At 58.7% G+C, this 24,225-nt stretch carries 23 protein-coding genes; 13 read left to right on the top strand and 10 right to left on the bottom strand.

The features are described from left to right. Positions 1 to 597: 597 nt before the first annotated feature. Positions 598 to 1,470: a 4-hydroxybenzoate octaprenyltransferase gene (gene ubiA / locus ACE3SE_RS05495; protein WP_045847624.1), complete on the bottom strand. Its 873-nt coding sequence runs from the start codon at positions 1,468 to 1,470 to the stop codon at positions 598 to 600. Continuing rightward, positions 1,467 to 1,988, bottom strand: a complete 522-nt coding sequence (locus ACE3SE_RS05490) for a chorismate--pyruvate lyase family protein (RefSeq protein WP_374554170.1) — start codon at positions 1,986 to 1,988, stop codon at positions 1,467 to 1,469. Before ACE3SE_RS05490 ends, ubiA begins: the two co-directional genes overlap by 4 nt. A gap of 172 nt (positions 1,989 to 2,160) precedes the next feature. Between ACE3SE_RS05490 and ACE3SE_RS05485 the strand changes: the two genes are divergently transcribed. The 3 genes from ACE3SE_RS05485 (at position 2,161) to ACE3SE_RS05475 (ending at position 3,852) form a co-directional block, all read left to right on the top strand. Beyond that, on the top strand, positions 2,161 to 2,517 hold the full coding sequence (locus tag ACE3SE_RS05485; protein WP_045847635.1) for a CidA/LrgA family protein: 357 nt from the start codon (positions 2,161 to 2,163) through the stop codon (positions 2,515 to 2,517). Then, a complete protein-coding gene (locus ACE3SE_RS05480) occupies positions 2,514 to 3,227 on the top strand; it encodes an LrgB family protein (protein WP_045847622.1) in 714 nt (237 codons plus the stop codon). Before ACE3SE_RS05485 ends, ACE3SE_RS05480 begins: the two co-directional genes overlap by 4 nt. Positions 3,228 to 3,384: 157 nt before the next feature. Beyond that, positions 3,385 to 3,852, top strand: coding sequence for a SixA phosphatase family protein (locus ACE3SE_RS05475; protein ID WP_242673487.1), 468 nt, complete (start codon positions 3,385 to 3,387; stop codon positions 3,850 to 3,852). Between the two features lie 185 nt (positions 3,853 to 4,037). Here the strand turns inward: ACE3SE_RS05475 and metE are convergent, their stop codons facing one another. Then, on the bottom strand, positions 4,038 to 6,320 hold the full coding sequence (metE, locus tag ACE3SE_RS05470; protein WP_374554169.1) for a 5-methyltetrahydropteroyltriglutamate--homocysteine S-methyltransferase: 2,283 nt from the start codon (positions 6,318 to 6,320) through the stop codon (positions 4,038 to 4,040). Between the two features lie 110 nt (positions 6,321 to 6,430). Between metE and ACE3SE_RS05465 the strand changes: the two genes are divergently transcribed. After that, entirely contained in the window at positions 6,431 to 7,348 is a 918-nt protein-coding gene (locus ACE3SE_RS05465; RefSeq protein WP_374554168.1) for a LysR family transcriptional regulator, read from the top strand. Between the two features lie 11 nt (positions 7,349 to 7,359). Here ACE3SE_RS05465 and ntrC read toward each other — a convergent pair whose 3' ends face one another. From ntrC to ACE3SE_RS05450, 3 genes are all read right to left on the bottom strand, one after another. Then, the gene (ntrC, locus tag ACE3SE_RS05460; protein WP_374554167.1) at positions 7,360 to 8,817 is read right to left on the bottom strand and encodes a nitrogen regulation protein NR(I); all 1,458 of its coding nucleotides are present in this window, start codon (positions 8,815 to 8,817) and stop codon (positions 7,360 to 7,362) included. Between the two features lie 26 nt (positions 8,818 to 8,843). Further along, positions 8,844 to 9,899: a nitrogen regulation protein NR(II) gene (gene glnL / locus ACE3SE_RS05455; protein ID WP_045847617.1), complete on the bottom strand. Its 1,056-nt coding sequence runs from the start codon at positions 9,897 to 9,899 to the stop codon at positions 8,844 to 8,846. A gap of 100 nt (positions 9,900 to 9,999) precedes the next feature. Continuing rightward, positions 10,000 to 10,485: a DUF4124 domain-containing protein gene (locus ACE3SE_RS05450; RefSeq protein WP_131358219.1), complete on the bottom strand. Its 486-nt coding sequence runs from the start codon at positions 10,483 to 10,485 to the stop codon at positions 10,000 to 10,002. A 267-nt stretch (positions 10,486 to 10,752) separates the two neighbouring features. Between ACE3SE_RS05450 and ACE3SE_RS05445 the strand changes: the two genes are divergently transcribed. Further along, positions 10,753 to 11,175, top strand: coding sequence for a BLUF domain-containing protein (locus ACE3SE_RS05445; RefSeq protein ID WP_052694156.1), 423 nt, complete (start codon positions 10,753 to 10,755; stop codon positions 11,173 to 11,175). Positions 11,176 to 11,277: 102 nt separating this feature from the next. On the opposite strand, the gene glnA is transcribed toward ACE3SE_RS05445, so the two are convergent. Then, the gene (glnA, locus tag ACE3SE_RS05440) at positions 11,278 to 12,696 is read right to left on the bottom strand and encodes a type I glutamate--ammonia ligase (RefSeq protein WP_045847615.1); all 1,419 of its coding nucleotides are present in this window, start codon (positions 12,694 to 12,696) and stop codon (positions 11,278 to 11,280) included. Positions 12,697 to 12,975: 279 nt separating this feature from the next. Between glnA and ACE3SE_RS05435 the strand changes: the two genes are divergently transcribed. From ACE3SE_RS05435 to prmC, 5 genes are all read left to right on the top strand, one after another. Then, positions 12,976 to 13,428, top strand: coding sequence for a rhodanese-like domain-containing protein (locus tag ACE3SE_RS05435; protein WP_062787437.1), 453 nt, complete (start codon positions 12,976 to 12,978; stop codon positions 13,426 to 13,428). 127 nt (positions 13,429 to 13,555) lie between these two features. Next, positions 13,556 to 14,377: a shikimate dehydrogenase gene (gene aroE, locus ACE3SE_RS05430; RefSeq protein WP_374554166.1), complete on the top strand. Its 822-nt coding sequence runs from the start codon at positions 13,556 to 13,558 to the stop codon at positions 14,375 to 14,377. A gap of 4 nt (positions 14,378 to 14,381) precedes the next feature. Next, complete coding sequence (gene mtgA / locus ACE3SE_RS05425; RefSeq protein ID WP_374554165.1) at positions 14,382 to 15,065, top strand: monofunctional biosynthetic peptidoglycan transglycosylase; 684 nt, start codon at positions 14,382 to 14,384, stop codon at positions 15,063 to 15,065. A gap of 273 nt (positions 15,066 to 15,338) precedes the next feature. Further along, positions 15,339 to 16,676, top strand: a complete 1,338-nt coding sequence (gene mgtE / locus ACE3SE_RS05420; protein WP_374554173.1) for a magnesium transporter — start codon at positions 15,339 to 15,341, stop codon at positions 16,674 to 16,676. Positions 16,677 to 16,685: 9 nt separating this feature from the next. Beyond that, positions 16,686 to 17,510: a peptide chain release factor N(5)-glutamine methyltransferase gene (gene prmC / locus ACE3SE_RS05415; protein ID WP_374554164.1), complete on the top strand. Its 825-nt coding sequence runs from the start codon at positions 16,686 to 16,688 to the stop codon at positions 17,508 to 17,510. Positions 17,511 to 17,782: 272 nt separating this feature from the next. Here the strand turns inward: prmC and ACE3SE_RS05410 are convergent, their stop codons facing one another. Beyond that, positions 17,783 to 18,262 (bottom strand): FKBP-type peptidyl-prolyl cis-trans isomerase, encoded by a 480-nt coding sequence (locus ACE3SE_RS05410; protein ID WP_045847609.1) that lies wholly within the window; start codon positions 18,260 to 18,262, stop codon positions 17,783 to 17,785. A gap of 139 nt (positions 18,263 to 18,401) precedes the next feature. Here ACE3SE_RS05410 and ACE3SE_RS05405 point away from each other — a divergent pair, with 139 nt between their 5' ends. Beyond that, positions 18,402 to 19,535, top strand: a complete 1,134-nt coding sequence (locus ACE3SE_RS05405; protein ID WP_374554163.1) for a ribosomal protein uL16 3-hydroxylase — start codon at positions 18,402 to 18,404, stop codon at positions 19,533 to 19,535. A gap of 265 nt (positions 19,536 to 19,800) precedes the next feature. Next, positions 19,801 to 20,013, top strand: coding sequence for a hypothetical protein (locus tag ACE3SE_RS05400; RefSeq protein WP_045847607.1), 213 nt, complete (start codon positions 19,801 to 19,803; stop codon positions 20,011 to 20,013). Positions 20,014 to 20,149: 136 nt separating this feature from the next. Here the strand turns inward: ACE3SE_RS05400 and bamC are convergent, their stop codons facing one another. Both bamC and dapA read right to left on the bottom strand, forming a co-directional pair. After that, entirely contained in the window at positions 20,150 to 21,310 is a 1,161-nt protein-coding gene (gene bamC / locus ACE3SE_RS05395) for an outer membrane protein assembly factor BamC (RefSeq protein ID WP_374554162.1), read from the bottom strand. 25 nt (positions 21,311 to 21,335) lie between these two features. Continuing rightward, the gene (gene dapA / locus ACE3SE_RS05390; RefSeq protein ID WP_178972359.1) at positions 21,336 to 22,211 is read right to left on the bottom strand and encodes a 4-hydroxy-tetrahydrodipicolinate synthase; all 876 of its coding nucleotides are present in this window, start codon (positions 22,209 to 22,211) and stop codon (positions 21,336 to 21,338) included. Between the two features lie 174 nt (positions 22,212 to 22,385). On the opposite strand from dapA, the gene ACE3SE_RS05385 reads away from it, so the two are divergent. Further along, positions 22,386 to 24,017, top strand: coding sequence for an ABC-F family ATPase (locus ACE3SE_RS05385; protein WP_374554161.1), 1,632 nt, complete (start codon positions 22,386 to 22,388; stop codon positions 24,015 to 24,017). The last annotated feature ends 208 nt before the right edge of the window (positions 24,018 to 24,225 follow it).

Genomic DNA, 24,225 nt, shown 5'->3' with positions numbered 1-24,225 from the left:
CGCCCCAGCCGCACCGCTCAGGGCGCGGCCGGAACTTGCGGCGCGCTACCGTCGCACCGCTGCGGACAGCCGACCGCTTAAGACCCTGAGCGGCACGTCTGTGTCGGCTCGCGCTGACGGGATTGGGCCAGCTCCGACAGGAGTTGTTAATCAGAAAACCACCGCACCGACGCGCCCATCGGCCCCATCAAGCATGCCGACGGGTGACGCTGCTGCGGTTTTAAGCGGCTGGCTGTCTGAGCGATTGGACGTTAGCTAATCACGAGTTCCAGCCGTGCCGCAGCAGTGTCAGGTCCCGGAGGGCAGCCGCAGGCCATGCTTGCTGGGGTGGCCTTGGAGGTGAAGGAGGGCTTGGCCAGGCAAGCCCTCTTTTCCGTCCGCCGCGCGGAAGCGGCATGCAAATCATCATCCGTGTGAGCGGATGCAGCGCCTGTTTTTACTCTGTGGTGGGAACCGTGAGCGCGAAGGCAAATAAGCACTGCACTGATGCTGCTCCATTCCTTGTCCACCGCGCGGAAGCGGCACTCAAAACCATCATCCGCGTAAGCGGATGCAAAACCTGTTTTAATTTTGACCGCCCACCATGTGGCTAAACCTTCACTTCAACAGATAGCTCAGCACGATACCTGCCATCAGCACCGCACCGACGCGGTTATTGTCCAGAAAAGCCTTGAAACACAGACCTCGGTCGCGGGTGCGGATTTCCAGATACTGCTTGGCAATCAAGCCCAGGCTGATGACCAGCGCGGCAAAGAAGGGCCAGCCCAGGCTCAGGTGCAGGCCGATACCGGTCATCATGCTGATGAACACGGCGTGGCACAGCATGATGCCGGTGACGTCGTGATCGCCAAAAGTGATGGCCGAGGTCTTGATGCCGATTTTCAGGTCATCCGGCTTGTCGGCCATGGCATAGGCGGTGTCGTAAGCCACGGTCCAGAAGGCATTGGCCAGCAGCAGCAGCCAGGCCAGTGCGGGAACGTGATTGTTGAGCGCGGCAAAGGCCATGGGAATGCCAAAAGAGAAGGCAATGCCCAGATAGGCCTGCGGCATGGGGAAGAAACGCTTGGTAAAGGGATAGCTGGCGGCCACGAAAACCGCTGGCACGCTCATCAGCCAGGTCAGCTGGTTAAGCGGCAAGATCAGCAGGAAGGAGAGAATGGCCAGCACCAGGGCCAGCAGCAGCGCTTCGCGCTCGGTCACCGCGCCACGGGCAAACGGGCGCTGGCTGGTGCGCTCTACATGCATGTCGTAGTGGCGGTCGGCATAGTCGTTGATGACGCAGCCGGCGGAGCGCATCAGGAATGTGCCGACCACGAAAATCAGCACCACCAGCGGGTCCGGCTTACCGTTACCGGCGATCCACAGCCCCCACAGGGTAGGCCACAGCAGCAGCAGGGTGCCGATGGGCTTGTCCATGCGCATCAGCTGCTTGTAAACGGTGTAGCGGTCTTTCAGGGCGTGCAGTGTCATCGGGCAAAGTCTTTCAGGGCGGGCAGGAACACCTCGCACACCACCATGGGGGCGTCATCCAGCACAAAACGGCAGCGCCGTGCGCTGAGGCTGTCGGCCTGGGCTGCGCTTGGCTGATACAGCGGATGGCTGCTGTCCAGTTGCCGGTAATGCAGGGGGGCGCGTTGCAGTTGCGGCAGGCCGCCAAACAGGGTGAAACCCAGCGAGCGGCTGCCCCGGTCCAGAATCGGCTGCCATACCGGGCAGTCCAGCCGGGCAATGCTGCGGGCATAGACAACCGGTACCTCGTCCAGCGTCAGTAACACATGACGTGCATACAGCGGTTGGTCCGGGGCGATGCCCAGCAGGGCGGGTTCATCGGCATGGGCCGGGCTGCTGCCCTGGCTGAGCGGTTGCACCGCAAAGCGGTGGCCGGTGGCCAGCAGCCGTTCGGTGAGCGAGCCGGGCTCGGTGACAAAACCGAGCAGGGCCGGGGGGAGGGCGGGCGGCTGCGGCAGCCAGTGTGAATCCTCGATCATGGCGCGCATTATGCCAAAGCCGGACGATGCTTGTCCTGTTTGTCGCCTGTAATACGACAATACGCTTGCCTGTTTATTTCACCGCCGGGCTGCGACAGGTATGATGAAAGCCCCTGTTCTTGCCCTTTGCCGGACTTGTGTCAGCCATGTTGCCGCAAGCGGAATGACGATCATGATAGAAACCCTGTTGTGGCTGGTAGGCTACCAGCTGGCTGGAGAACTGATCAGCCGCACTTTTTCCCTGCCCTTGCCTGGCCCGGTACTGGGCATGCTGTTGCTGTTTGCCACGCTGGCCTTGCGCAAATCCGTACCGGAAAGCATGAAGCTGAATGTGCCGCGCTTTCTGTCGCATCTGTCTCTATTGTTCATTCCGGCCGGGGCTGCGGTGCTGGCCTACCGTGATTTGCTGGCCGGTTTTGGCTGGCAGCTGATTGTGGTGCTGGTGCTGTCCACCACCCTGACCCTGCTGTTGCCCGGCCTGTTGCTCAAGCTGCTGCTGGCGCGTCATCGACACCAGGAGGGCGCATGAATACCGATGCTGCCCTCAGCGTGATCCGCACCTCTCCCTTGACCGGGGTGTTTGTCACCTTGCTGGCCTACAAGCTGGCGGTGTTGTTCAACCGCCGCTGCAAGGGGCATCCCTTGTCCAATCCGGTGCTGATCGGTGTGTTGTTGTTGCTGGCCTGGTTGCTGGCCACCGGTACCAGCTATCGCGATTACATGAAGGGCGGGGTGATGGTGCAGATGCTGTTGGGCCCGGCCACGGTGGCACTGGCCGTGCCGCTGTATGGCAATCTGTCGCGGTTGAAGCGTGCCGCCGGCCCCCTGGCCATCACCATCGGGTTTGGTGGACTGGTGGGGATTGTCAGTGCGGTAGGGGTGGGCTGGCTGCTGCAATTGCCGCAGCAGGTATTGCTGTCGCTCACCACCCGTGCCGTTACCACGCCCATTGCCATGAGCGTGTCGCAGGGCATTGGCGGCATTCCGGAGTTGTCCGCCATGTTCGTGATTTTGTCCGGCATATTCGGTGCGGTCATTGTCAAACCCTTGTTCAATCTGCTGGGCTTGCGCGATGACATGGTGCTGGGAACGGCAACCGGGATTTCTGCTCACGGCATCGGCACGGCCAGGGTGTTTCAGTTGTCGGAAACGGCGGGTGCCTTTGCTGGCCTCGCCATGGGGCTGAATGGTGTGGTGACGGCCATTCTGGTGCCCTTGCTGGCACCTTTGCTGCACTAGGCCGGGCTGGCTAGGTGTTTGTCCGACATGCAGCTGACACAAGGCTGGTGTAGGCTGCCGGTCTGCTGTCATGCTCTGGGATACAGGCATGTCGTGTGGCACCACAAGGCGGGTTTACCTTGCCGTGATGCCGCACCAACAACAATAACGGAGGTGAATGATGGATCTGATTCTATGGCGTCATGCCGAGGCAGAAGAGGGCTCGGATGATCTGGCGCGCGCACTGACGCGCCGTGGTCAACAACAGGCCAGCCAGATGGCCGCTTGGCTGCGCGACCGTCTGCCGCGCGATTTTATCTTGCTGGCATCGGAAGCCAAACGCTCGCAGCAGACCGCTGCGCTGCTGAGCAAGCGTTATACCGTATTGCCGGAATTGAACCCGGATGCCTCGATCGAGGCGGTGATGCAGGCCGTTAACTGGCCTGAGGCAGGCAAGACCATCGTGCTGGTGGGGCATCAGCCTTATATCGGACGCCTGTCTGCCCAGCTCTTGGGCGAGCAGCCTTTGCTGTGGAGTGTGAAGAAAGGGGCGGTGTGGTGGTTGAGCCACCGCGTGCGCCACGATCTGGAGCAAGTGCGGCTGAAGGTGATGATGACACCGGGCATGCTGACGCCCAATGAGTGATGCAGTCACCGCCTTGTGAAAAAAACCGCCTGTATGGCGGTTTTTTCATGCTGTCGCAGATAAAAAGAGGGCTCCCGAAGGAGCCCTTGATCAGCGGGTACCAAGCGGGCCGGGGGTGGGCCCTGAGAGAGAGTCTTGGTAAGCAAATACTAGAAATAGTTTTTACAAATTGCAATAGATGACGGTCAGTCTGCCGTTGCTGCCAGCTGTTGGCGCAGGGTTTTTGCCACAGCCACCATGCGTTGCAGCGCGGCTTCCACTTCCGGCCAGCTGCGGGTTTTCAAGCCGCAATCCGGGTTCACCCACAAGCGCCTGGCCGGTATCACCTGCAAGGCCTGTTCCAGCAATGCCGTCATTTCGTCGGCGCGCGGTGTGCGCGGGCTGTGGATGTCGTAAACACCGGGGCCGATCTGGTTGGGATAATGGAAACGGGCAAAGTCCTGCAACAGCGCCATGTCCGAACGCGAAGTTTCAATGGTGATCACGTCGGCATCCAGGGCGGCAATCTGCGGCAGGATGTCGCCAAAGGCCGAGTAGCACATGTGGGTGTGAATCTGCGTGCTGTCATCCAGCCGCCAGCTACATAGCCGGAAGGCTTCGCCCGCCCAGCGCAGGTAGTCTGCCTGATCGGCCTTTTTCAGCGGCAGGCCTTCCCGGATGGCTGGTTCATCAATCTGGATGATGCGGATGCCGGCATTTTCCAGCTCCAGTACTTCATCGTTCAAGGCCAGGGCAATTTGCTTGCACACCGTGCTGCGCGGCAGGTCGTCACGGACAAAGCTCCATTGCAGCAAGGTGACCGGTCCGGTGAGCATGCCTTTGACCGGGCGCTGTGTCAGGCTTTGCGCGTAGACAGCCCAGCTGACGGTCATGGCCTTTGGCCGTGCCACATCGCCCACGATGATGGGCGGCTTGACGCAACGGCTGCCATAGCTCTGCACCCAACCCAGCCGGGTAAATACAAAGCCGTCCAGTTGTTCGCCAAAGTATTCCACCATGTCGTTACGCTCGGCCTTGCCATGCACCAGCACGTCCAGGCCCAGCGCTTCCTGACGGCGGATGGCCAGCGCGATGTCCTGCTGCATGGCCTGTTGATAGTCGCTTGCAGACAGTTCCCCGCGCTTGAAGGCGGCGCGGGCGCTGCGGATGCTGGCGGTTTGCGGAAAGGAACCGATGGTGGTGGTGGGCAGCAGGGGCAGCTGCAACCAATCCTGTTGCTGTGCCTCCCGGCTGGCGAAGGGGCTGCGGCGTTGGTCGGCACCGGGCGGCAGCGTGGCCAGCCTGTCCTGCACCGCCGGGCGATGAATCAGCGGGCTGTTGCGGCGCAGTGTTTGCACATGGTCGCTGGCCTGCAGTTCATGCACGATGCTGTTGCGGCCTTGTTCCAGAGCACGCTGCAGCAGCTTGAGCTCATTCAGCTTTTGTACGGAAAAAGCAAGCCAGCTGCGGATGTCGGCATCCATGGTGGTTTCGGCGGCGGCATCTACCGGGCAGTGCAGTAGCGAGCAGCTGGGGGCCAGCCACAGCCTATCACCCAGTTGTTCGGCCAGTGGCTCCAGCAGCGCCAGCTGGGCCGACAGATTGCTGCGCCAGATATTGCGTCCATCCACGATGCCGGCGGAAAGAATCTTGTCTGCCGGCCAGTGGGCGGCGAAGGCTGCCAGCTGCTCCGGTGCGCGCACCAGGTCCAGATGCAGGCCGGCGACCGGCAGTGTGCTGAGCAGGGCGGTGTGCTCCGCCACGCTGCCAAAATAAGTGGCCAGCAGGAGGTTCAGCGGAGTGCTGCCCAATTGCTGATAGGCAGTGGCGATGGCTTGCAGCCAGTCGGCGGGCAAGTCCAGTGCCAGGATGGGTTCGTCCAGTTGTACCCAGCTCACGCCGGCTGCGGACAGCTGTTGCAGGATCTGTTCATAGCAGGCCAGCAGTGCGGGCAGCAGTTGCAGCCGGTCAAAATCGCCGCCCTTGCACTTGCCCAGCCACAACAGGCTGACCGGGCCGATCAGCACCGGCTTGGTACGGATGCCCAGTGCCCGTGCCTCAGCCAGCTGGCTTAGCAAGACCGCCGGGTTGGCGGCAAAGCGGGTGTCGGCATGCCATTCAGGCACCAGGTAGTGGTAGTTGGTATCGAACCATTTGGTCATTTCCAGCGCGGGTTGTTGCTGGTTGCCACGTGCCAGCTGGAAATACTGTTCAGGACTGATGGTGGCCGCATCAAAGCCGAAGCGGGGCGGAATGGCACCCACCAGAATCTGCGCATCCAGCACGTGGTCGTACAAGGAGAAGTCGCCCAGCGGTGACAGGGTGATGCCGGCACCCTTTTGCAGCAGCCAGTGGCGCTGGCGCAGTTCGCGTGCGCCTTGCTGCAGTGCTTGCTCGTCTATCTGGCCCTGCCAGTAGTTTTCCAGCAGGAATTTCAGTTCGCGTTTGGCGCCGATGCGGGGGAAACCGGCCAGGTGCAGTGTGGTCATGCGGGGCTCCTTGTTGTCAGTGGCTCCAGCATGGTGGTTTTTACTGTATGATTCAAACGCATAATTTTGTCGATTTGAATTAATTATTTTCATGATTGGACGGTGCGACTGTGCTGGAACTGCGTCATTTGCGAACCCTGATTGCCTTGCAGGAAACCGGCAGCGTGTCGCTGGCGGCAGAGCGGGTGTTTCTCACCCAGTCCGCCTTGTCGCATCAGCTAAAGCAGCTGGAGGCTTACTATCAGCAGCCCTTGTTCGAACGCAAGACCCAGCCGCTACGCTTTACCCTGGCGGGGGAACGCCTGCTGACGCTGGCGCATGAGCTGCTGGGCCGTGTGGCGGCGGCCGAGCGCGATGTGGCGCGCATTCGCGAAGGAGATGCCGGTGAATTGCGCGTGGCGGTGGAGTGTCACACCTGTTTTGACTGGCTGATGCCGGCCATGGACAGCTACCGCCAGCACTGGCCTGCGGTGGAGCTGGACATCGTGTCCGGCTTTCATGCCGACCCGGTCAGCCTGCTGCTGACCCAAAGGGCGGATCTGGCCATCGTGTCGGAAATGGAGCCGCAAGCCGGTGTGGTGCACCATCCTTTGTTTGCTTACGAGATGGTGGGCATCGTGGCGCGGGATCATCCGCTGGCAGAAAAGAAAATCTGGCAGGCAGCGGATTTCGCCGGTGAAACGCTGATCCAGTACCCGGTGCCGGATGACATGCTGGATTTGTGGCGCAAGGTATTGTTGCCCGCCGGGGTGAATCCGCCACGGCGCAGCAGCGAGCTGACGGTGGCCATCATCCAGCTGGTGGCCAGCCGGCGCGGGGTGGCGGCCTTGCCGTACTGGGCGGTGCGGCCTTATCTGGAAAAGGGGTATGTGGTGGCGCGTACCATTGGCGATGGCGGCTTGCGCAGCGAGTTGTATGCCGCGGTGCGCAGCGAGGATGCAGCGCTTGCCTTCATGCAGGATTTTCTGGCCACGGTACGGGAGCGCAGCTTCGCCACGCTCCCCGGCCTTACCGTACTGGCAGGCTGATCAGTCAGCGCCTAGACATGGTCGGCATGTTCGTCATGCCCTTCCATGCCCAGTTCCTGAATCTTGCGGGTCAGGGTGTTGCGGCCCCAGCCCAGCAGATGGGCGGCTTCCACCTTGCGGCCACCGGTGTGGGCCAGCCCGGTGCGGATGCAGCTTTCTTCAAAGCGGCGGGTCAGGTCGTCGATGATGCCCACTTCACCGGCGCGCAGCCGACGGGCCACTTCTTCCGCCAGCCCCAGCGTCCAGTCCACCACGTGCACGGCACTGCTGACTACCGGGCTGCCATCGCTTTCCGTCGCCGGTGCAATGGCTTCCGGTTCGCGCAGTTCGGCGGGCAAGTCGCCCACTTCCACCTGCTGGCCCGGTGCCATCACGGTAATCCACTGACACAGGTTTTCCAGTTCGCGCACATTACCGGTAAAGCTGTGGAACTTGATCACTTCCATCGCCGCTTCGGTCAGGCGCTTGGGCTCAACGCCCAGACTGCTGGCGCTCTTGGCCAGGAAATGGCGGGTCAGCAGCGGGATGTCCTCGCGCCGTTCGCGCAAGGGCGGCAGACGCAGGCGGATCACATTCAGGCGGTGGAACAGGTCCTCCCGGAACAGGCCGCGTTTGACCCGGTCTTCCAGATTCTGGTGGGTGGCGGCAATCACCCGCACATTGGCCTTGATCGGCACATGGCCGCCCACGCGGTAAAAGTGTCCGTCCGACAGCACACGCAGCAAGCGGGTTTGCAGCTCGGTGGGCATGTCGCCGATTTCATCCAGAAACAGCGTGCCGCCTTCCGCTTCTTCAAAGCGGCCGCGACGGGTGGCCAGCGCGCCGGTAAAAGCGCCTTTTTCATGGCCGAACAGTTCGGACTCCAGCAAATCCTTGGGAATGGCCGCGGTATTCAAGGCAATGAAAGGCTTGCTGGAACGCACCGAATGGCGGTGCAGCGCCTCGGCCACCCGCTCCTTGCCGGTACCGGACTCGCCGGTAATCAGCACGGTGACATGGGATTGCGACAAGCGGCCAATAGCGCGGAATACGTCCTGCATGGCAGGGGCCTGGCCTAGCAGCACCGGCATGGCTTCCACGCCGCCGGTGGCTTCGATCTGGCTATTGCTCTCGGCCAGTGCGCGCTCGATCAGCTGCACAGCCTGGTCGACATCAAAGGGCTTGGGCAGGTATTCGAACGCACCACCCTGGAAGGCGGCCACTGCCGAATCCAGGTCGGAGTGCGCGGTCATGATGATGACCGGCAGCTGCGGATGATCGGCCTTTACCCGGGAGAGGAATTTCAAACCATCGGTGCCGGGCATGCGGATGTCGGAAATGATGACGCGCGGTGTATTGTCGTACAGGGCATTCAGCGCATCGTCGGCGCTGGAAAAGCTGTCAAAGCAGATGCCACTGCGGCCGAGTGCCTTTTCCAGGACCCAGCGGATGGCCTTGTCGTCATCAATGATCCACACCGGGTTATTCATAGCAGCCCTCGTTTCTGTAATTGGTTTCAGTCCGTGTTGCTGAAGGGCAGCATCACGGTAAAGCAGGTCTGGCCCGGGCGGGATTCAAATTCGATGCTGCCGCCGTGCTGGTGTACATAAGCCTGGGCCAGTGTCAGCCCCAGGCCGGTGCCTTCGGCACGTCCGGTAACCAGGGGATAAAAAATGTGATCCCTGATTTCTTCCGGAATACCAGGACCGTTGTCGACAATCTGCAATTTTAATGCCAGCACGTGACGCTTCCGTGCCAGGGTGACCTGCCGGGCGACGCGCGTGCGCAAAATCACCTCGCCCTTGGCCTTCATGGCCTGCACCGCGTTCTTGACGATATTGAGCACCACCTGGATCAGCTGTTCTTTGTCCGCCACCATGTGCGGCAGGCTGGTGTCGTAGTCGCGGCGGATGACGAGGCCCTGTGGATACTCGGCCAGCGCAATGCTGCGCACCCGTTCCAGCACTTCGTGGATATTGATTTCGCTGCGCACATGGCGGCGATGCGGGGCCAGCAGGCGGTCTACCAGTGATTGCAGGCGCAGGGCTTCTTCCTGGATGACTTCGGTGTATTCCTTCAGCTCCGGCCGGTCTGACAGTTCATGCTCCAGCAACTGGGCCGCACCGCGGATTCCCCCCAAGGGGTTCTTGATTTCATGCGCCAGGTTACGAATCAGCTCGCGATTAGCCTGTTGTTGCAGCAAAAGCCGCTCTTCATTGGCAATTTTCAGTTGCTGATCCAGTGGTCGCAGCTCGACCAGCGCCAGCCGACCCTCCGCATCTATCGGTGTCACCGACAGGGCGATATGCAAGGGCTGCTCGCCATGCGGTGTGCGCAGTTCGAGGTCGTGCTCGATATAACTGGAGTTGTGTTGTAAGGCGGTGGCCAATGCCTGGCGCAGGGCGGGGCTGTCTTGCAGCAACTCGAACAGCGAGTGGCGCAGCAACTCTCGCCGGCCTATGGCCAGCAGGTTTTCACAGGCGGGATTGGCAAATTCGAGTTTGCCATCGGCATGCGTGATAAGGACCGGGGTGTCGAGTAAATCCAGGCCGGCAAAGCTGGGCGAGTTCATGGTGCTCCGAATCGGATGAGGCTGTGCATCTGGCTATTAGCAATAAGCACGCCAAGCCGGAGCACCGCATATGCACGAAATCGGCCTTAATTATGCACCATTATTGTGCATTGGATGCAGCTTGCCCCAGTTCGCGGCGTAATGCGTCCACATTCTTCTGGCGCTCGGTGACGGCGTCCTTCAGTTTTTGTACCCGGTCCAGGTATTTCTGGTAGTTGCGGGTTTCATCGCCGTTGCGGGTAGCCGCGCCGTCGGTGTAAGCCTTTTGTGCATCAGCCAGGGCTTTTTGCTCATTGGCCAGCTCGTTTTCCAGAATCTTGCGGCGGCCTTCGTCGCGCTTGGTCTGGGTACCGTTGTCCACACTGGGGTAGCCATCCGGTGTGGAGGCAGATTTGCCGCTGGCGGCCGCCTTGCCCTTGCCGCTGCCACTGCCGCCATAGGTGGACAGCGGTGCCAGGTGCATGGGCTTGGCGCCCTTGATCGGCACATTGGTGAAGGTGACATTGCCATTGGCGTCGATGTATTTGTACACCTCGGCATGGGCCAGGCCACAAGTCAGCAGCAGGCAGAAAGCAAGGGTTTTCATGGTGTCGGGCGTCTGCGGTGAAAACGGGAGGATGTGACGCTATGATAAGCAAAAGGTGGTCTCGCGTCACATCTGCATGACAACAAGGCGGCGGCCAGCATGCCGTAGATCTGTGGAATGTGTCATCATGCGCCCGGGCATCACCTTGTGCCAATGGCATGGCGTGTGCCTGTATTTGATGTCCGGTCTCCATGCAGAAGGTAATGAGGAAATGTTTGCAGTCATCCGTTCAGCCCATCGTCCTGGCACTTTACAGAAAGCCGGCCCATGCTGATTCAGTTGCTTTATTCCAGCAAGGCCACCACAGCCCTGTCTCCTGCCGATTTGACGGCAATCCTGGACAAGTCGGTGGCCAATAACCAGGCCCGGCAGATCACCGGCCTGTTGCTGTACCGCGATGGCTGCTTCTTGCAACTGCTGGAGGGGGAGGAGGCTGTGGTTGAGGCTGCGTTCAGCAAAATCAGCCAGGATTCGCGCCATCATCAGGTGGAGTCCCTGTTTTGCAGCGAATGCAAACAGCGTGAGTTTGGCCAGTGGTATATGGGTTTCCATGTGCCGCAGCCCGAAGCACTGGCGCGCTTCCCCCAGTTTGCCCCGGTGTTCGATCCTGCATTTGATGTCAGCCAGCTGGTTGTTGCGCCACAGGATGGCCTGGCCATGCTCAAGGCTTTTGCCGAGTTGCCGGGCTGAGTGTTCCTGGCGGTAGCCGGCAGGCATGAAAAAACCCGCACAAGCAGTGCTTGCGCGGGTTTTCTGTATCCGGCAAGGCACCCGGAGGTGCCCATCGCCCGATTACAGGGAGTAGTACATTGCAAATTCTACCGGGTGGGTAGTCATGCGGGTCAGGTTCACTTCCTGCATCTTCAGTTCGATGTAGGCGTCGATCCATTCGTTGGAGAACACACCGCCACGAGTCAGGAAGTCGCGGTCTGCGTCCAGGGCAGCCAGGGCTTCGTCCAGGCTTGCGCACACGGTCGGGATCAGCTTGTCTTCTTCCGGCGGCAGGTCGTACAGGTTCTTGTCAGCGGCATCGCCCGGGTGGATCTTGTTCTGGATACCATCCAGACCAGCCATCAGCAGCGCGGAGAAGCACAGGTACGGGTTAGCCAGCGGATCCGGGAAGCGCGCTTCGATACGGCGAGCCTTCGGGTTGGCCACGTGCGGGATACGGATGGAAGCGGAACGGTTCTTGGCGGAGTAAGCCAGTTTTACCGGAGCTTCGTAATGCGGAACCAGACGCTTGTAGGAGTTGGTACCCGGGTTGGTGATGGCGTTCAGTGCCTTGGCGTGCTTGATGATACCGCCGATGTAGTACAGGGCGGTGTCGGACAGGCCGGCATAGCCGTCGCCAGCAAACAGGTTCTTGCCGTCTTTCCAGATGGACTGGTGAACGTGCATGCCGGAACCGTTGTCACCAACGATGGGCTTGGGCATGAAGGTAGCGGTCTTGCCGTAGCTGTGTGCCACGTTCTGAACCACGTATTTCAGGATCTGGGTCCAGTCGGCACGCTGGGTCAGGGTGCTGAACTTGGTACCGATTTCCATCTGGCCGGCAGTGGCCACTTCGTGGTGGTGCACTTCAACCGGTACGCCCAGCTCTTCCAGCAGCAGAACCATGGCGGAACGCAGGTCTTGAGCGGAGTCAACCGGCGGTACCGGGAAGTAGCCGCCCTTCACGCCCGGACGGTGACCGGTGTTGCCACCTTCGAATTCTTCAGCGGAGGCCCAGGCAGCTTCTTCGGACTTGATCTTCACGAAGCAACCGGACATGTCGGTGCCCCAGGTGATGCTGTCGAATACGAAGAATTCCGGTTCCGGACCGAAGTAGGCGGTGTCGCCCAGGCCGGATGCCTTCAGGTAAGCTTCAGCGCGCTTGGCGATGGAGCGCGGGTCGCGGTCGTAGCCCTTGCCGTCGGCTGGGTCAATCACGTCACAAGACATGAATACGGTCGGTTCGTCAAAGAAGGGGTCAATCTTGGCGGTAGCCGGGTCAGCCATCAGCAGCATGTCGGAGGCTTGAATGCCTTTCCAGCCGGCAATGGAGGAGCCATCAAAAGCGTGGCCGCGCTCGAACCACTCGTCAGCATCTTCCAGCAGCACGTGTGCCGGAATGGTAACGTGTTGTTCTTTACCACGGGTATCAGTAAAACGCAGGTCTACGAACTTGACGTCGTTTTCTTGAATCAGCTTGACTACGTCTGCAACCGCCATGAATGTTCTCCTAAAGGCAACGTGCATCGAAAGCAATATTGCTTGATAAAGATGGTACGCTTCGCTTGAAGCATGAAGCGTGCCAGGCTAAGAACGCTAATTCAATCATTGTGTCACAGGGTGTTCGGTCCTGCTAGCCGTAAGTTGTGCACCAAAATGATGCCTTGCCAAGTGCAAATGATCGATATTGGTGCATTGCCTGGTGCTGACAGCCGCTCCGCACTGGCAGGCCCTGCGCACCATAGTGTGGCACGGCCCCGTTACAAAGAAAGGTAGCCCATGGAACAAACCGTCAAGATCCTGCAGACCGCTGCGGAACGTGCCGCCAGTCAGCAATTGTCTTATCAGGGCGCACTGACGCCGACAGAAGCATACTGCCTGATTCAGCAAGTGGAAGGTGCCGTACTGGTGGATGTCCGCAGTGCTGCAGAGTGGCAATTTGTTGGCGTGGTACCCGGTGCATTGCGTATCGAGCTGCGCAGTTTTCCCGGCATGCAGCCCAATCCGCAGTTTCTTGCGCAATTGCAGGGCGCGGTCGACAAGCAGGCTTTGCTGCTGCTGATGTGCCGCAGCGGCGTGCGCTCGCATGAAGCGGCCGTACAGGCAGCGGCAGCCGGATATGCCCGTGTATACAACGTGATGGAGGGCTTTGAGGGCGACAAGGATGCCCATGAGCATCGCGGCGTAGTGAATGGCTGGAAAGCCCATGGCTTGCCGTGGGTGCAAGGCTGAAGCAGGCCTGATTTGTTGGGACAGGGGTATTGACCGGTTGATGTTTATGACGTTACACGGCAAAGTGCTACCTCAGCAGATGAACCGCACGATGCGGTAGCACCACAGGAATCCAAGAAAGCTGATCATGACCAACCGTTACGCCGTCATCGGTAACCCCGTTTCCCATAGCCAGTCGCCGTTCATTCACAGTGAGTTTGCCCGAGCCACCGGCGAAGCCGTGCAATATGAAAAGCTGTTTGCCGAACTGGGCAAGTTCAACGAAGTGGTTGGCCAGTTTGTGAAAGAAGGTGGCCTGGGCCTGAATGTCACCCTGCCGTTCAAGGGTGATGCCTTCCGCATGGCCCAGGAAGTGACCGAGCGCGCCCGCGCAGCCGAGGCCGTCAATACCCTGACTTTCCGCGATGGCAAAGTGTATGGCGACAACACTGACGGCGTCGGCCTGGTACGCGATATCGTGGAAAACCTCGATTTCCCGATGGAAGGCAAGAGCATCCTTATTCTGGGTGCCGGTGGTGCCGTACGCGGCGTGCTGGAACCGATTCTGGAACAGAAGCCGGCCAAGGTGACCATTGCCAACCGTACCCTGATCAAGGCGGAATCCATTGCCCATCATTTCGCGCCCTGGGGTGAGGTGGTGGCCAGTGGCTACGAGGCACTGGAAGGCAAAACCTTCGACATCATCATCAACGGTACTTCCACCAGCCTGCACAATGAAATTCCCCCGCTGCCGGCCAACATCTTCACCGCCCGCACCCTGGCTTACGACATGGTGTACAGCAAGGGTCTGACCCCTTTCCTGAAACGTGCCCAAAGCGAAAATGCCGGCATGCTGGCCGATGGCCTGGGCATGCTGGTGGAGCAGGCGGCCGAGTCCTTCCATATCTGGCGTGGTGTCAAACCGGACACGCGCAAGGTCACCAATATGTTGCGAGAAGTGCTGGCCTGATTTGATGCGGCTCATTTTCAAGATCATGGCGGTCCTGGTGGCCGCCATTGTGTTGTACAACCTGTGGATTTTCGGCCATATCGTCTACTGGCGCAGTCATAACCCGGCAGCCAGTGCCTTCATGAACGAGCAGTTGGCCAAATTGCAGGAGGACGACCCGGAGGCTGAGTTGCGGCAGAAATGGGTGCCGTACACCCAGATTTCACCCAACCTGAAACGGGCGCTGATTGCGGCGGAAGATGCCAAGTTTACCGATCACGAAGGTTTTGACTGGGATGGCATCGAGGCCGCTTTCGAGAAGAACCTGAAGCAGGGGCGCATCGTGGCGGGTGGTTCCACCATCAGCCAGCAATTGGCGAAAAACCTGTTTCTGTCCAGCAAGAAGACACCATGGCGCAAGCTGGAAGAAGCTGCAATTACCGTGATGCTGGAAAAGGTGCTGGATAAACGCCGTATCTTCGAAATCTACCTCAATGTCATCGAGTGGGGGAATGGCGTGTTCGGTGCAGAAGCTGCCGCCCGCTACTACTTCCATACCAGTGCCTCCCGGCTGTCTGCCGGACAGGCTGCCAAACTGGCGGCAATGGTGCCCAATCCGCGCTATTACGATGAACATCGCAATGCCACTGGCCTGATGAAGAAAACCCGCATCATCCAGCGTCGCATGGCGTTTGCCGACCTGCCTTGAGATCCCCCCCTTTGCTGGAAGGCAAAGGGGGCTTCATGTTACAATCCCGCTTCTGTTTATACGTTCTGCCGTGCCGAAAAGGTGCGGTATTGCACATGGACTTACCCAGTTATCCCATAGCCCTTGGCTCCCCCGTTTTTTCTTGTTGATTCCCGCCATTACGACCGTGTAGCCCCGTCTCCGTCGCCATGGCGGAAGGAGTTGTGCTTGTCGGTTATTGAAAAAAAACAAACTGCTGAACGATTGAGCGAAAGCCTGGCCGAGGTGCAAAGGCTGATCGCGCTGCATGTCGAAGAGGATGGCATTGCCCCTGCCGCCTCACCGGCACTGGACGAGCTGCAACAAAGGCTGCAAAACCTGCATCCGGCCGATATCGCCTACATTCTGGAAGCCTTGCCGCTGGATGAACGTCTGCTGGTTTGGGACCGCGTCAAGGCACAGCAGGATGGTGAGATCCTGCTGGAGGTTTCCGATGCCGTTCGGGAAACCCTGATCGAATCCATGGCCCCGGCCGAACTGCTGGCGGCTGCTCGCCAGCTGGATACCGACGAGCTGGCTGACCTTGCCGGCGACCTGCCACGACAGGTGGTTTATGAAGTCATGGGCGAACTGGGCGAGGCCGAGCGCCAGCAATTGCAATCGGCCCTGTCCTATCCGGAAGGCAGTATCGGCGCGCTGATGGATTTTGAACTGGTGAAAATCCGGGCCGATGTCAGCTGCGAAGTGGTCTTGCGCTACCTGCGCCGTTTTGACGAGTTGCCACACCAGACCGACAAGATTTTCGTACTGGATGCCAACGAGACACTCTGTGGCGTGCTGCCCTTGCGCAGCCTGCTGGTGGCAGACCCGGAAGCCATGGTGGCCGACGTGATGGCTACCGAAGTGGTGTCCTTTCACCCGGAGGACGAAGCGCGCGATGCCGCGCTGGCCTTCGAGCGTTACGACCTGGTGTCCGCTCCGGTAGTGGATGAGCGCGGAGCCTTGATCGGACGGCTGACCGTGGATGAGATGGTGGACGTGCTGCGGGAAGAGTCTGACAGTGAGGTGCTGAATCTGGCTGGTCTGAAAGAAGAAGAAGACCTGTTTGCTCCGGTTATTGATTCAGTGAAAAACCGCTGGTCATGGCTGGCCATCAATCTGTGTACTGCCTTTGTCGCCTCGCGGGTGATTGGCGCATTCGAACACTCCATCAACCAGCTGGTGGCGCTGGCCGCCCTGATGCCCATTGTGGCTGGTATTGGCGGTAACTCCGGTAATCAGACCATCACCATGATCGTACGCGCCCTGGCCATGGGGCAGATGCAGGTGAATCAGGCCTGGCGCTTGTGGCGCAAGGAACTGGGCGTCAGCATCTTCAATGGCCTGATCTGGGGCGGCGCAATTGGCCTCATCGCCTGGATGCTGTATGGCCGCCTGTCACTGGGACTGGTCATGCTGGCTGCCATGACGCTCAACCTGATGCTGGCCGCCACCATGGGCGTGTTGATTCCCTCGCTGATGCAAAAGCTGGGACGTGACCCGGCGCTGGGCTCCAGCGTGCTGATCACGGCATGTACCGACTCTGGTGGCTTTTTCATTTTCCTTGGCCTTGCCACCCTTTTCCTGCTTTGATGATGAATCATGCTGACACTTGAACAGGCACTGCGCTGCCATTCCCTGCCACGTCTTGAAGCACGCATGCTGTTGCAGCATGTCCGCCCAGGCCTGACCCATGCCCGCATGATTGCAGACCCGGACCTGCCGCTCACGGAAGGCGAAGCCGCGCGTTTCGAGCAGTTGGCACAGCGCCGCCTGCAAGGTGAGCCGATGGCCTATTTGCTGGGCGAGCGCGAATTTTATGGCCGCCCGTTTCGTGTCAGCCCTGCGGTGTTGATTCCCCGGCCGGAAACCGAGCATCTGGTAGAAGCCGCCTTGCAGCGTGTGGCCACCCTTGAACCAAAGAGTGTGCTGGACCTGGGCTGCGGCAGTGGTGCCATCGCCATCACCCTGGCGCTGGAAGCGCCGGCATGGCAGGTACAGGCGGTGGATTTGTCTCCGGCCGCGCTTGAGGTTGCCAGTGGCAATGCCCAGCAGCTGGGTGCCGAGGTCCAGTTCCACCAGGGAAGCTGGTATCAGCCATTGGCAGGGCAGGGGGAGTTTGACCTGATTGTTTCCAATCCGCCGTATATCGAGCAGCACGATCACCATCTGGATGAGGGTGATGTCCGTTTCGAACCGCGCATGGCCCTGACTGATGAAGCTGACGGGTTGATGTGCCTGCGCGCCATTATTGACGGTGCGCCGTCCCGGCTGAAGGCTGGAGCATGGATCATGCTGGAACATGGTTATGATCAGGGCCCGGCAGTGCGAGACTTGCTGCGGCAAGCAGGATTGCAGCAAGTTGAAACCCTGGCAGACCTGGCCGGTCTGGATCGTGTCACGCTGGGGCAGATGCCTGCACCATAAGCCGCTGCCGTTCAGCGTGCATGTGCAGGAGTGCCATGACGCAGCCGGATGGACGCTTTATCCGTCATCGACATCCTTTGCCCTGTATCAAGTGACAAATGCGATTCTGACGGCATGCTGTTGCCCGTCAACCAGCAGACCGACAGTGCCGTATTTGTGCGATCGGCAAGGCCGATGGCATTGAAAATGAAACTGGCGCTTCGCCAGTCCGTTACCAGACAGGGAAGCGCCAGTGTCAGTCGGGCAATACGAAACGATTACCCGTTTATTGCTTAGTGGTGATGACCGTGTGCGCCGTGAACGTGGCCGTGGCTGAGTTCTTCAGCACTGGCGGCACGTACTTCGGTAACTTTGGCAACAAAGCGGATGGTCTGGCCGGCCAGCGGGTGGTTGGCATCCACGATGGCCTTGCCGTCGGCGATGTCGGTCACACGGAACAGCAGAACGTCGCCGGTTTCCGGGTCGTCAGCTTCAAACATCATGCCGACTTCCACGTCAGCCGGGAACACGTCCAGGTCTTCAACGCGAACCAGTTCTTCTTCCGGGTCGCCGAAAGCGTCATCCGGGCTCAGCTTGACGTCGACAGAGTCGCCAACATTCTTGCCGTGCAGGGCCTCTTCCACCAGCGGGAAAATGCCATCATAGCCACCGTGCAGGTAAGCAATCGGCTCTTCGGTCTTGTCGAGGAGGTTGTTTTCCGCGTCGAACATCTCGTAGTGGAGGGTAACGACGGTATCTTTGGCGATTTGCATCAGAAATTGTCCGGGATGAAATGAAAAATCTTGACAGGGCAGGGAGCACAGAAATTCCCTCTCCTGCAAGGAATGGTGCGGAACAGCCGCTTGAACGTATTGTAAACCATAGAAGGGCTCACAAGCCCGTGAAACTGCCATGAAACCGATGACATTACTGGGTGGCCTTACCCCAGAAGCCTTTCTCAAAGAATACTGGCAAAAAAAGCCCTTGCTGATTCGTGGTGCACTGACTGATGTCGGTCCCCATGTCGATTTCAAATGTCTGTCCGAGCTGGCGATGCAGGAGGATGTCGAGTCCCGCCTGATCGAAAACCGTAATGGCCGCTGGCATCTGGAACGCGGGCCTTTCCGTCCGGCACGCTTTCGCAAGCTGGGTGAAACCGACTGGACCATACTGGTGCAGAATGTGAATCATCATTTGCCGCATATCGACAAGATTCTGTGGCAATTCGATTTCATCCCGTTTGCCAGGCTGGATGACCTGATGATCAGTTATGCACCTCCGGGTGGCACGGTTGGTCCGCATTTCGATTCTTACGATGTATTCCTGCTGCAAGTCGGTGGCAAAAAGCGCTGGCAGATTTCCTCGCAGGCTGATGACGAGTTCATTCCGGATGCCCCCATCCGCGTGCTGCAGGATTTTCGTGTCGAAGAGGAGTTCGTGCTGGAGCACGGCGACATGCTGTATTTGCCGCCCAAATGCGCGCATTACGGTGTCGCACTCGAACCGGGCATGACCTATTCAATCGGTTTTCGCGCGGCACCTGCGCAGGAGCTGGCCACGCAGTTCCTGGTTTATCTGCAAGACCACATCTGCCTTGATGGGCGCTATGCCGACCCGGAGTTGAAACGCCAGCCCGATCCAGCCCGCATCAGTGAAGAAATGGTGGACAAAGTCAGCCAGATGCTCAGCCAGATTGTCTGGAACAAAGACACGGTGAGCGATTTCCTGGGTCACTACCTGACTGAGCCTAAGCCACATGTCTTCTACGATTCCCCTGACGACGAGCTGGATGAAGATGAATTTGCCAATGAAGTTTCCCAGCATGGCGTCGAACTGGACCGCAAGAGCCTGATCCTGTTCCACCAGGAAATGTTCTATTGCAATGGCGAAGTTCTCGAAATCGAACCGGCTGATGTTGCGGTGTGGCAACAGTTTGCCAATCAGCGCCATTTGTCGGCAGCCGACATCAGGCCGTCGTTATTGGGTGTGCTGTACGAAGGATATCTCGATGGATATTGGCATTTGTCGCCGTCTGTAGCAAAATAACCACATCAGATGTTCAAATGTACACATGGCAAGGCATCCAAGCGGCAAGCATCGGCGTTCAAACGCTCATTTTGCCGTGAATGTTGCACTGCGGAAGGTTGCCGGGCGATTGGTGGCATTTTTGCTACTCTCCCCCCCTACACAGCAATTTTTTTCGTGATACAATTTGCGCACTGAAAGATTTTCAGTCGCCCAGTCATTTCCAAATACAGCTTGGGCGATTAAATTGACGTCTTGTTAACTTATCTTTAAAGGTCAAGAAAAAATGAAACAGTCGCTCCTCGTTGCTGCCCTGCTGGCCGTTGCTCTGTCCGCTTGCGGTAAGAAGGCTGATGCTCCGGCTGAAGCTTCCGCTCCTGCTGTTGAAGCTTCCGCTCCGGCTGCTGACGCTTCCGCTCCGGCTGCTGATGCTTCCGCTCCGGCTGCTGACGCTTCCGCTGCTGCTGCTTCCGCTCCGGCTGCTTCCGCTGCTCAGTAATTCAGCGCGAAAGCACCAAAAAACCGGCTTCGGCCGGTTTTTTTATGTCCGTCATTTGCTGTTGTATGGCAGATGTGAGGAATGAAATGAAAAAAGCCCGCGGATGCGGGCTTTTTTTTGCTGCGGCAGCAGTTGCTTACTGCAACTCGGTCTGCAATTTGGACAGGACGGATTTGGCAAAGCTGTCGGAAAGAACCTGACCTTGCTTGTTCTGTACCACCAGCGAGCTGGTACCGTTGCCTTCTTCCTTGACCACCACGCGGTATTCCGGCGCGCCGGAGTTTGCTTTCTGATCGGCGTCCTTGCTCTTCCAGAAAGCGAGGCCGGACCAGAAACCACCACTGGACGATTCTTCCTTGTCCAGTTCGCCCTTGGCGGGTTTCACGAAGTAAATACCTTGTGAACGGTCGCGATCATTGACCACCAGACCAATACGATCCAGCGCCAGGCCTACACGACGCCAGGCACGGTCAAAACCGTCGTTGATGTTGAGTTTGCCATCAACAATGCTGTCTTTCGGCTTGTCGGCAACCACCTGGGTTTTCTTGATGGCTTCCTTGGCCTTCTCTTCATTGATACCCATGCGGATCATGAAGCGGCCCAGCAGCTCGGCTTCCAGATTGGGATCAACCGGACGCGGCTGCCACATGGTGTCCGATTTGCCTTCGTTGATGAAGGTTTCGTACATGCCGCGATGCGAGAAGTAGATCTCGGTGCCGTTGGCGGTTTTTTCCAGGCGGATGCGGAATTTGTCGCGCTCCGGTGTGGACATTGCACCACCCAGGCCAACCGTTTCCATCAGCTTGCGAATACCATCGGACGGCAGTTTGGCACGGTTTTCCGCCCAGTCGGTTTCCATGATGCCAAGGTCAGGCTCTTCGGTCTTGATGACAAAACCGTTTTCCTGCCAGAAGGCTTTCAATACAGGCCACAGTTCTGCCGGCGATTTGCCCTTCACCTCAAGCCAGCGTTGGGTGCCGGCGCGTTCCATGGTGATGTTGTCGATACTGTTGACGGCGACAGTATTGCCAGTCACGGCAGCCTGAACGGCGGCGGCTTGCTGGGTGGCTGCCACGGCATTGCTGCTGGCCAGGGCAGAAGCACTGCCAGTGGCCGGAATGACATATTTGTTCTGGATTTGCGGCGCGGTCAGGTCCGGCGGCACTTCCAGAGTGTTGCCCGCCTTGGGCGGTTCGGCGGACTTGTAGTCCAGTTTCTTTTCCAGCGGGTTGGAGGTGCTGCAACCAGCGAGAATGCCGGTTGCAAGCAGAATCGCGGCGGGCGCGCTTCGTTTCATGCGGACTCCCTTGTCGTCAGGGGGTTTAAATGAGTTCAGCCTGCTTCATGGCGGCCGTCAGCTGCGGGCGCAGGCTGTCCGACATTACATGAAGGGGAAGGCGGATGCCTGCAGGAATCATGCCCAGCTCTTGCAGTACCCATTTGGCCGGAATCGGGTTGGGTTCGGCAAACAGCTGCTTGTGCAGACCTTGCAACTTGTCGTTCAGTTCGCGTGCCAAGGCCGCGTTACCGGCAATGGCGGCGTCACACATCTGGCTCATCAGCTTCGGTGCAACGTTGGAGGTGACGGAGATGACGCCATTACCACCACACAGCATGAATGCCATGCCGGTTGCATCATCGCCGGAGTACAGCGCGAAGTTTTTCGGGACACGGCTGATCAGGTCGCAAGCGCGGCCGATATCGCCTGTTGCATCCTTCAGCCCGATGATGCCGGGCACTTCGGTGAGGCGCAGTACGGTGTCATTGTTCATGTCAGCAACGGTACGACCCGGTACGTTGTACAGGATTACCGGAATGTCGACACTTTCAGCAATTGCGCGGAAATGGCGGTACATGCCTTCCTGCGTCGGCTTGTTGTAGTAGGGCACCACGGAAAGGGTCATGTCGGCACCGGCCTGCTTGGCATGGGCAGCCAGTTCGATGGCTTCGGCGGTGGAGTTTGCCCCGGTACCGGCGATAACCTTGACGCGGCCCTTGGCCTGTTTGATGACGGCTTCAACGACGGCGATGTGTTCATCAACAGCAAGGGTGGCGGATTCACCAGTGGTACCAACGGCTACGATGCCGCTGGTGCCGTTGTCGATGTGGAAATCGACCAGGCGGGAAAGAGATTCGAAGTCGACCCGACCATCTGCGGACATCGGGGTGACCAGGGCAACCAAGCTACCGGTAAGCATAGTTCTGCCTATATCTAGGGATGAGGATTCAAAGTCTTCGATTGTAGCGGAATTCCCCTACGGGTCAAAAGCATGTCATTGCATTTGGTGCCAAGCGCCGGAATGTCGTGCTGATGTGTTAGAATCCACGGTTTTTCCGATACTTACGGCTGGATTGGCTGAAGGATCCCAAGCGTGATTACGACAAGCAACATTACCATGCAGTTTGGCGTGAAACCTTTGTTTGAAAAGGTTTCCGTCAAGTTTGGCGAAGGCAACCGTTATGGCCTGATTGGTGCCAACGGTTCCGGCAAATCGACTTTCATGAAGATTCTGGGTGGCGACCTGGAGCAGACCAGCGGTGAAGTGGCCATTGAAAACGGCCTGCGTCTGGGTAAGCTGCGTCAGGACCAGTTTGCCTACGAAGACCAGCGCGTCATCGATGTGGTGATGATGGGCCATACTGAGATGTGGGCGGCAATGAGCGAGCGTGACGCCATTTATGCCAATCTCGAAGCCACCGAAGAAGACTACATGCACGCGGCCGAGCTGGAGGCCAAGTTTGCCGAATATGACGGCTACACTGCCGAAGCACGTGCCGGCGAACTGCTGATGGGTGTGGGCATTCCGGTGGAGCAGCACTTTGGTCCGATGAGTGAAGTGGCACCGGGCTGGAAGCTGCGTGTGCTGCTGGCGCAGGCGCTTTTCTCCAACCCGGACATCCTGTTGCTGGACGAACCGACCAACAACCTGGACATCAACACCATTCGCTGGCTGGAGTATGTGCTGAACGAGCGCAACTCCACCATGATCATCATTTCCCACGACCGCCACTTCCTGAATTCCGTATGTACCCACATGGCGGACCTGGACTACAACACCATCCGTATCTATCCGGGTAATTATGATGACTACATGATTGCCTCGGCCCAGGCTCGCGAACGTCAGCTGTCCTCCAACAGCAAGGCCAAGGAACGTATCCAGGAACTGCAGGAATTCGTGGCCCGTTTCTCGGCCAACAAGTCCAAGGCGCGTCAGGCTACTTCCCGTCTGAAGCAGGTGGACAAGTTGAAGTCGGAAATGGTGGAGGTGAAGCCTTCCAGCCGCCAAAACCCGTTCATCCGTTTCGAGACCGACGACAAGTTCAAGCTGCACCGTCAGGCCGTTGAAGTGGAAAACCTGAGCAAGGCCTACGACAACAAGGTGCTGTTCAAGGACATGAGCTTCATCCTGGAAGCCGGTGCCCGCCTGGCTGTGATCGGCCCTAACGGCGCGGGTAAAACCTCGCTGGTCAAGCTGCTGGCTGGTGCGTTCGAACCCGCTTTTGCCGAAGGACTGACTGCAGACTACGGCAATATCAAATGGGCGGAAAAAGCCCAGATCGGTTATTTCGCGCAGGATCACGAAGCCGACTTCGACACCGACATGAACCTGACCGAGTGGATGCGCGAGTGGGGTCAGGAAGGTGACGACGAGCAGGTCATCCGTGGCACGTTGGGCCGTCTGCTGTTCGGCGGTGATGAGGTGACCAAGCCGGTACGTGTTCTCTCTGGTGGTGAAAAGGGCCGCATGCTATATGGCAAGCTGATCCTGCAAAAGCCGAACGTGATGATCATGGACGAACCGACCAACCATATGGACATGGAGTCGATCGAATCCCTGAACATGGCGCTGGAAAAGTACAAGGGCACGCTGATTTTCGTCTCGCACGACCGTCAGTTCGTCAGCTCGCTGGCTACCCATGTGCTGGAGCTGGATGGCAAGGGTGGTTATGACTACTATACCGGCAATTACGAAGACTACCTGGCCAGCAAGGGTCTGGAATAAGGCGGAAATCGCTCTTTATTCAATGCCTTTGTCCTGTTGACAGGCGGGCTAGAGCGATTGCTTTACCGACGGGAGCAGGTGCGCTATATTGCAGTGCGACATCGTGTTGCGCTGCAAAATAGCACACGATGCTCCCGTTTTTTGTAGCAAAAACATAATAACGACAAGACCAAACAGGAACCCGATCTTGAATGGGTCGATGGTGGAG

The organism is Aquitalea pelogenes (genome assembly GCF_041914625.1).
In the GTDB taxonomy this organism is placed as follows: domain Bacteria; phylum Pseudomonadota; class Gammaproteobacteria; order Burkholderiales; family Chromobacteriaceae; genus Aquitalea; species Aquitalea pelogenes.
The sequence above is the reverse complement of the archived record's forward strand: the minus strand, read 5'-3'. Positions and strand labels throughout refer to the sequence as shown.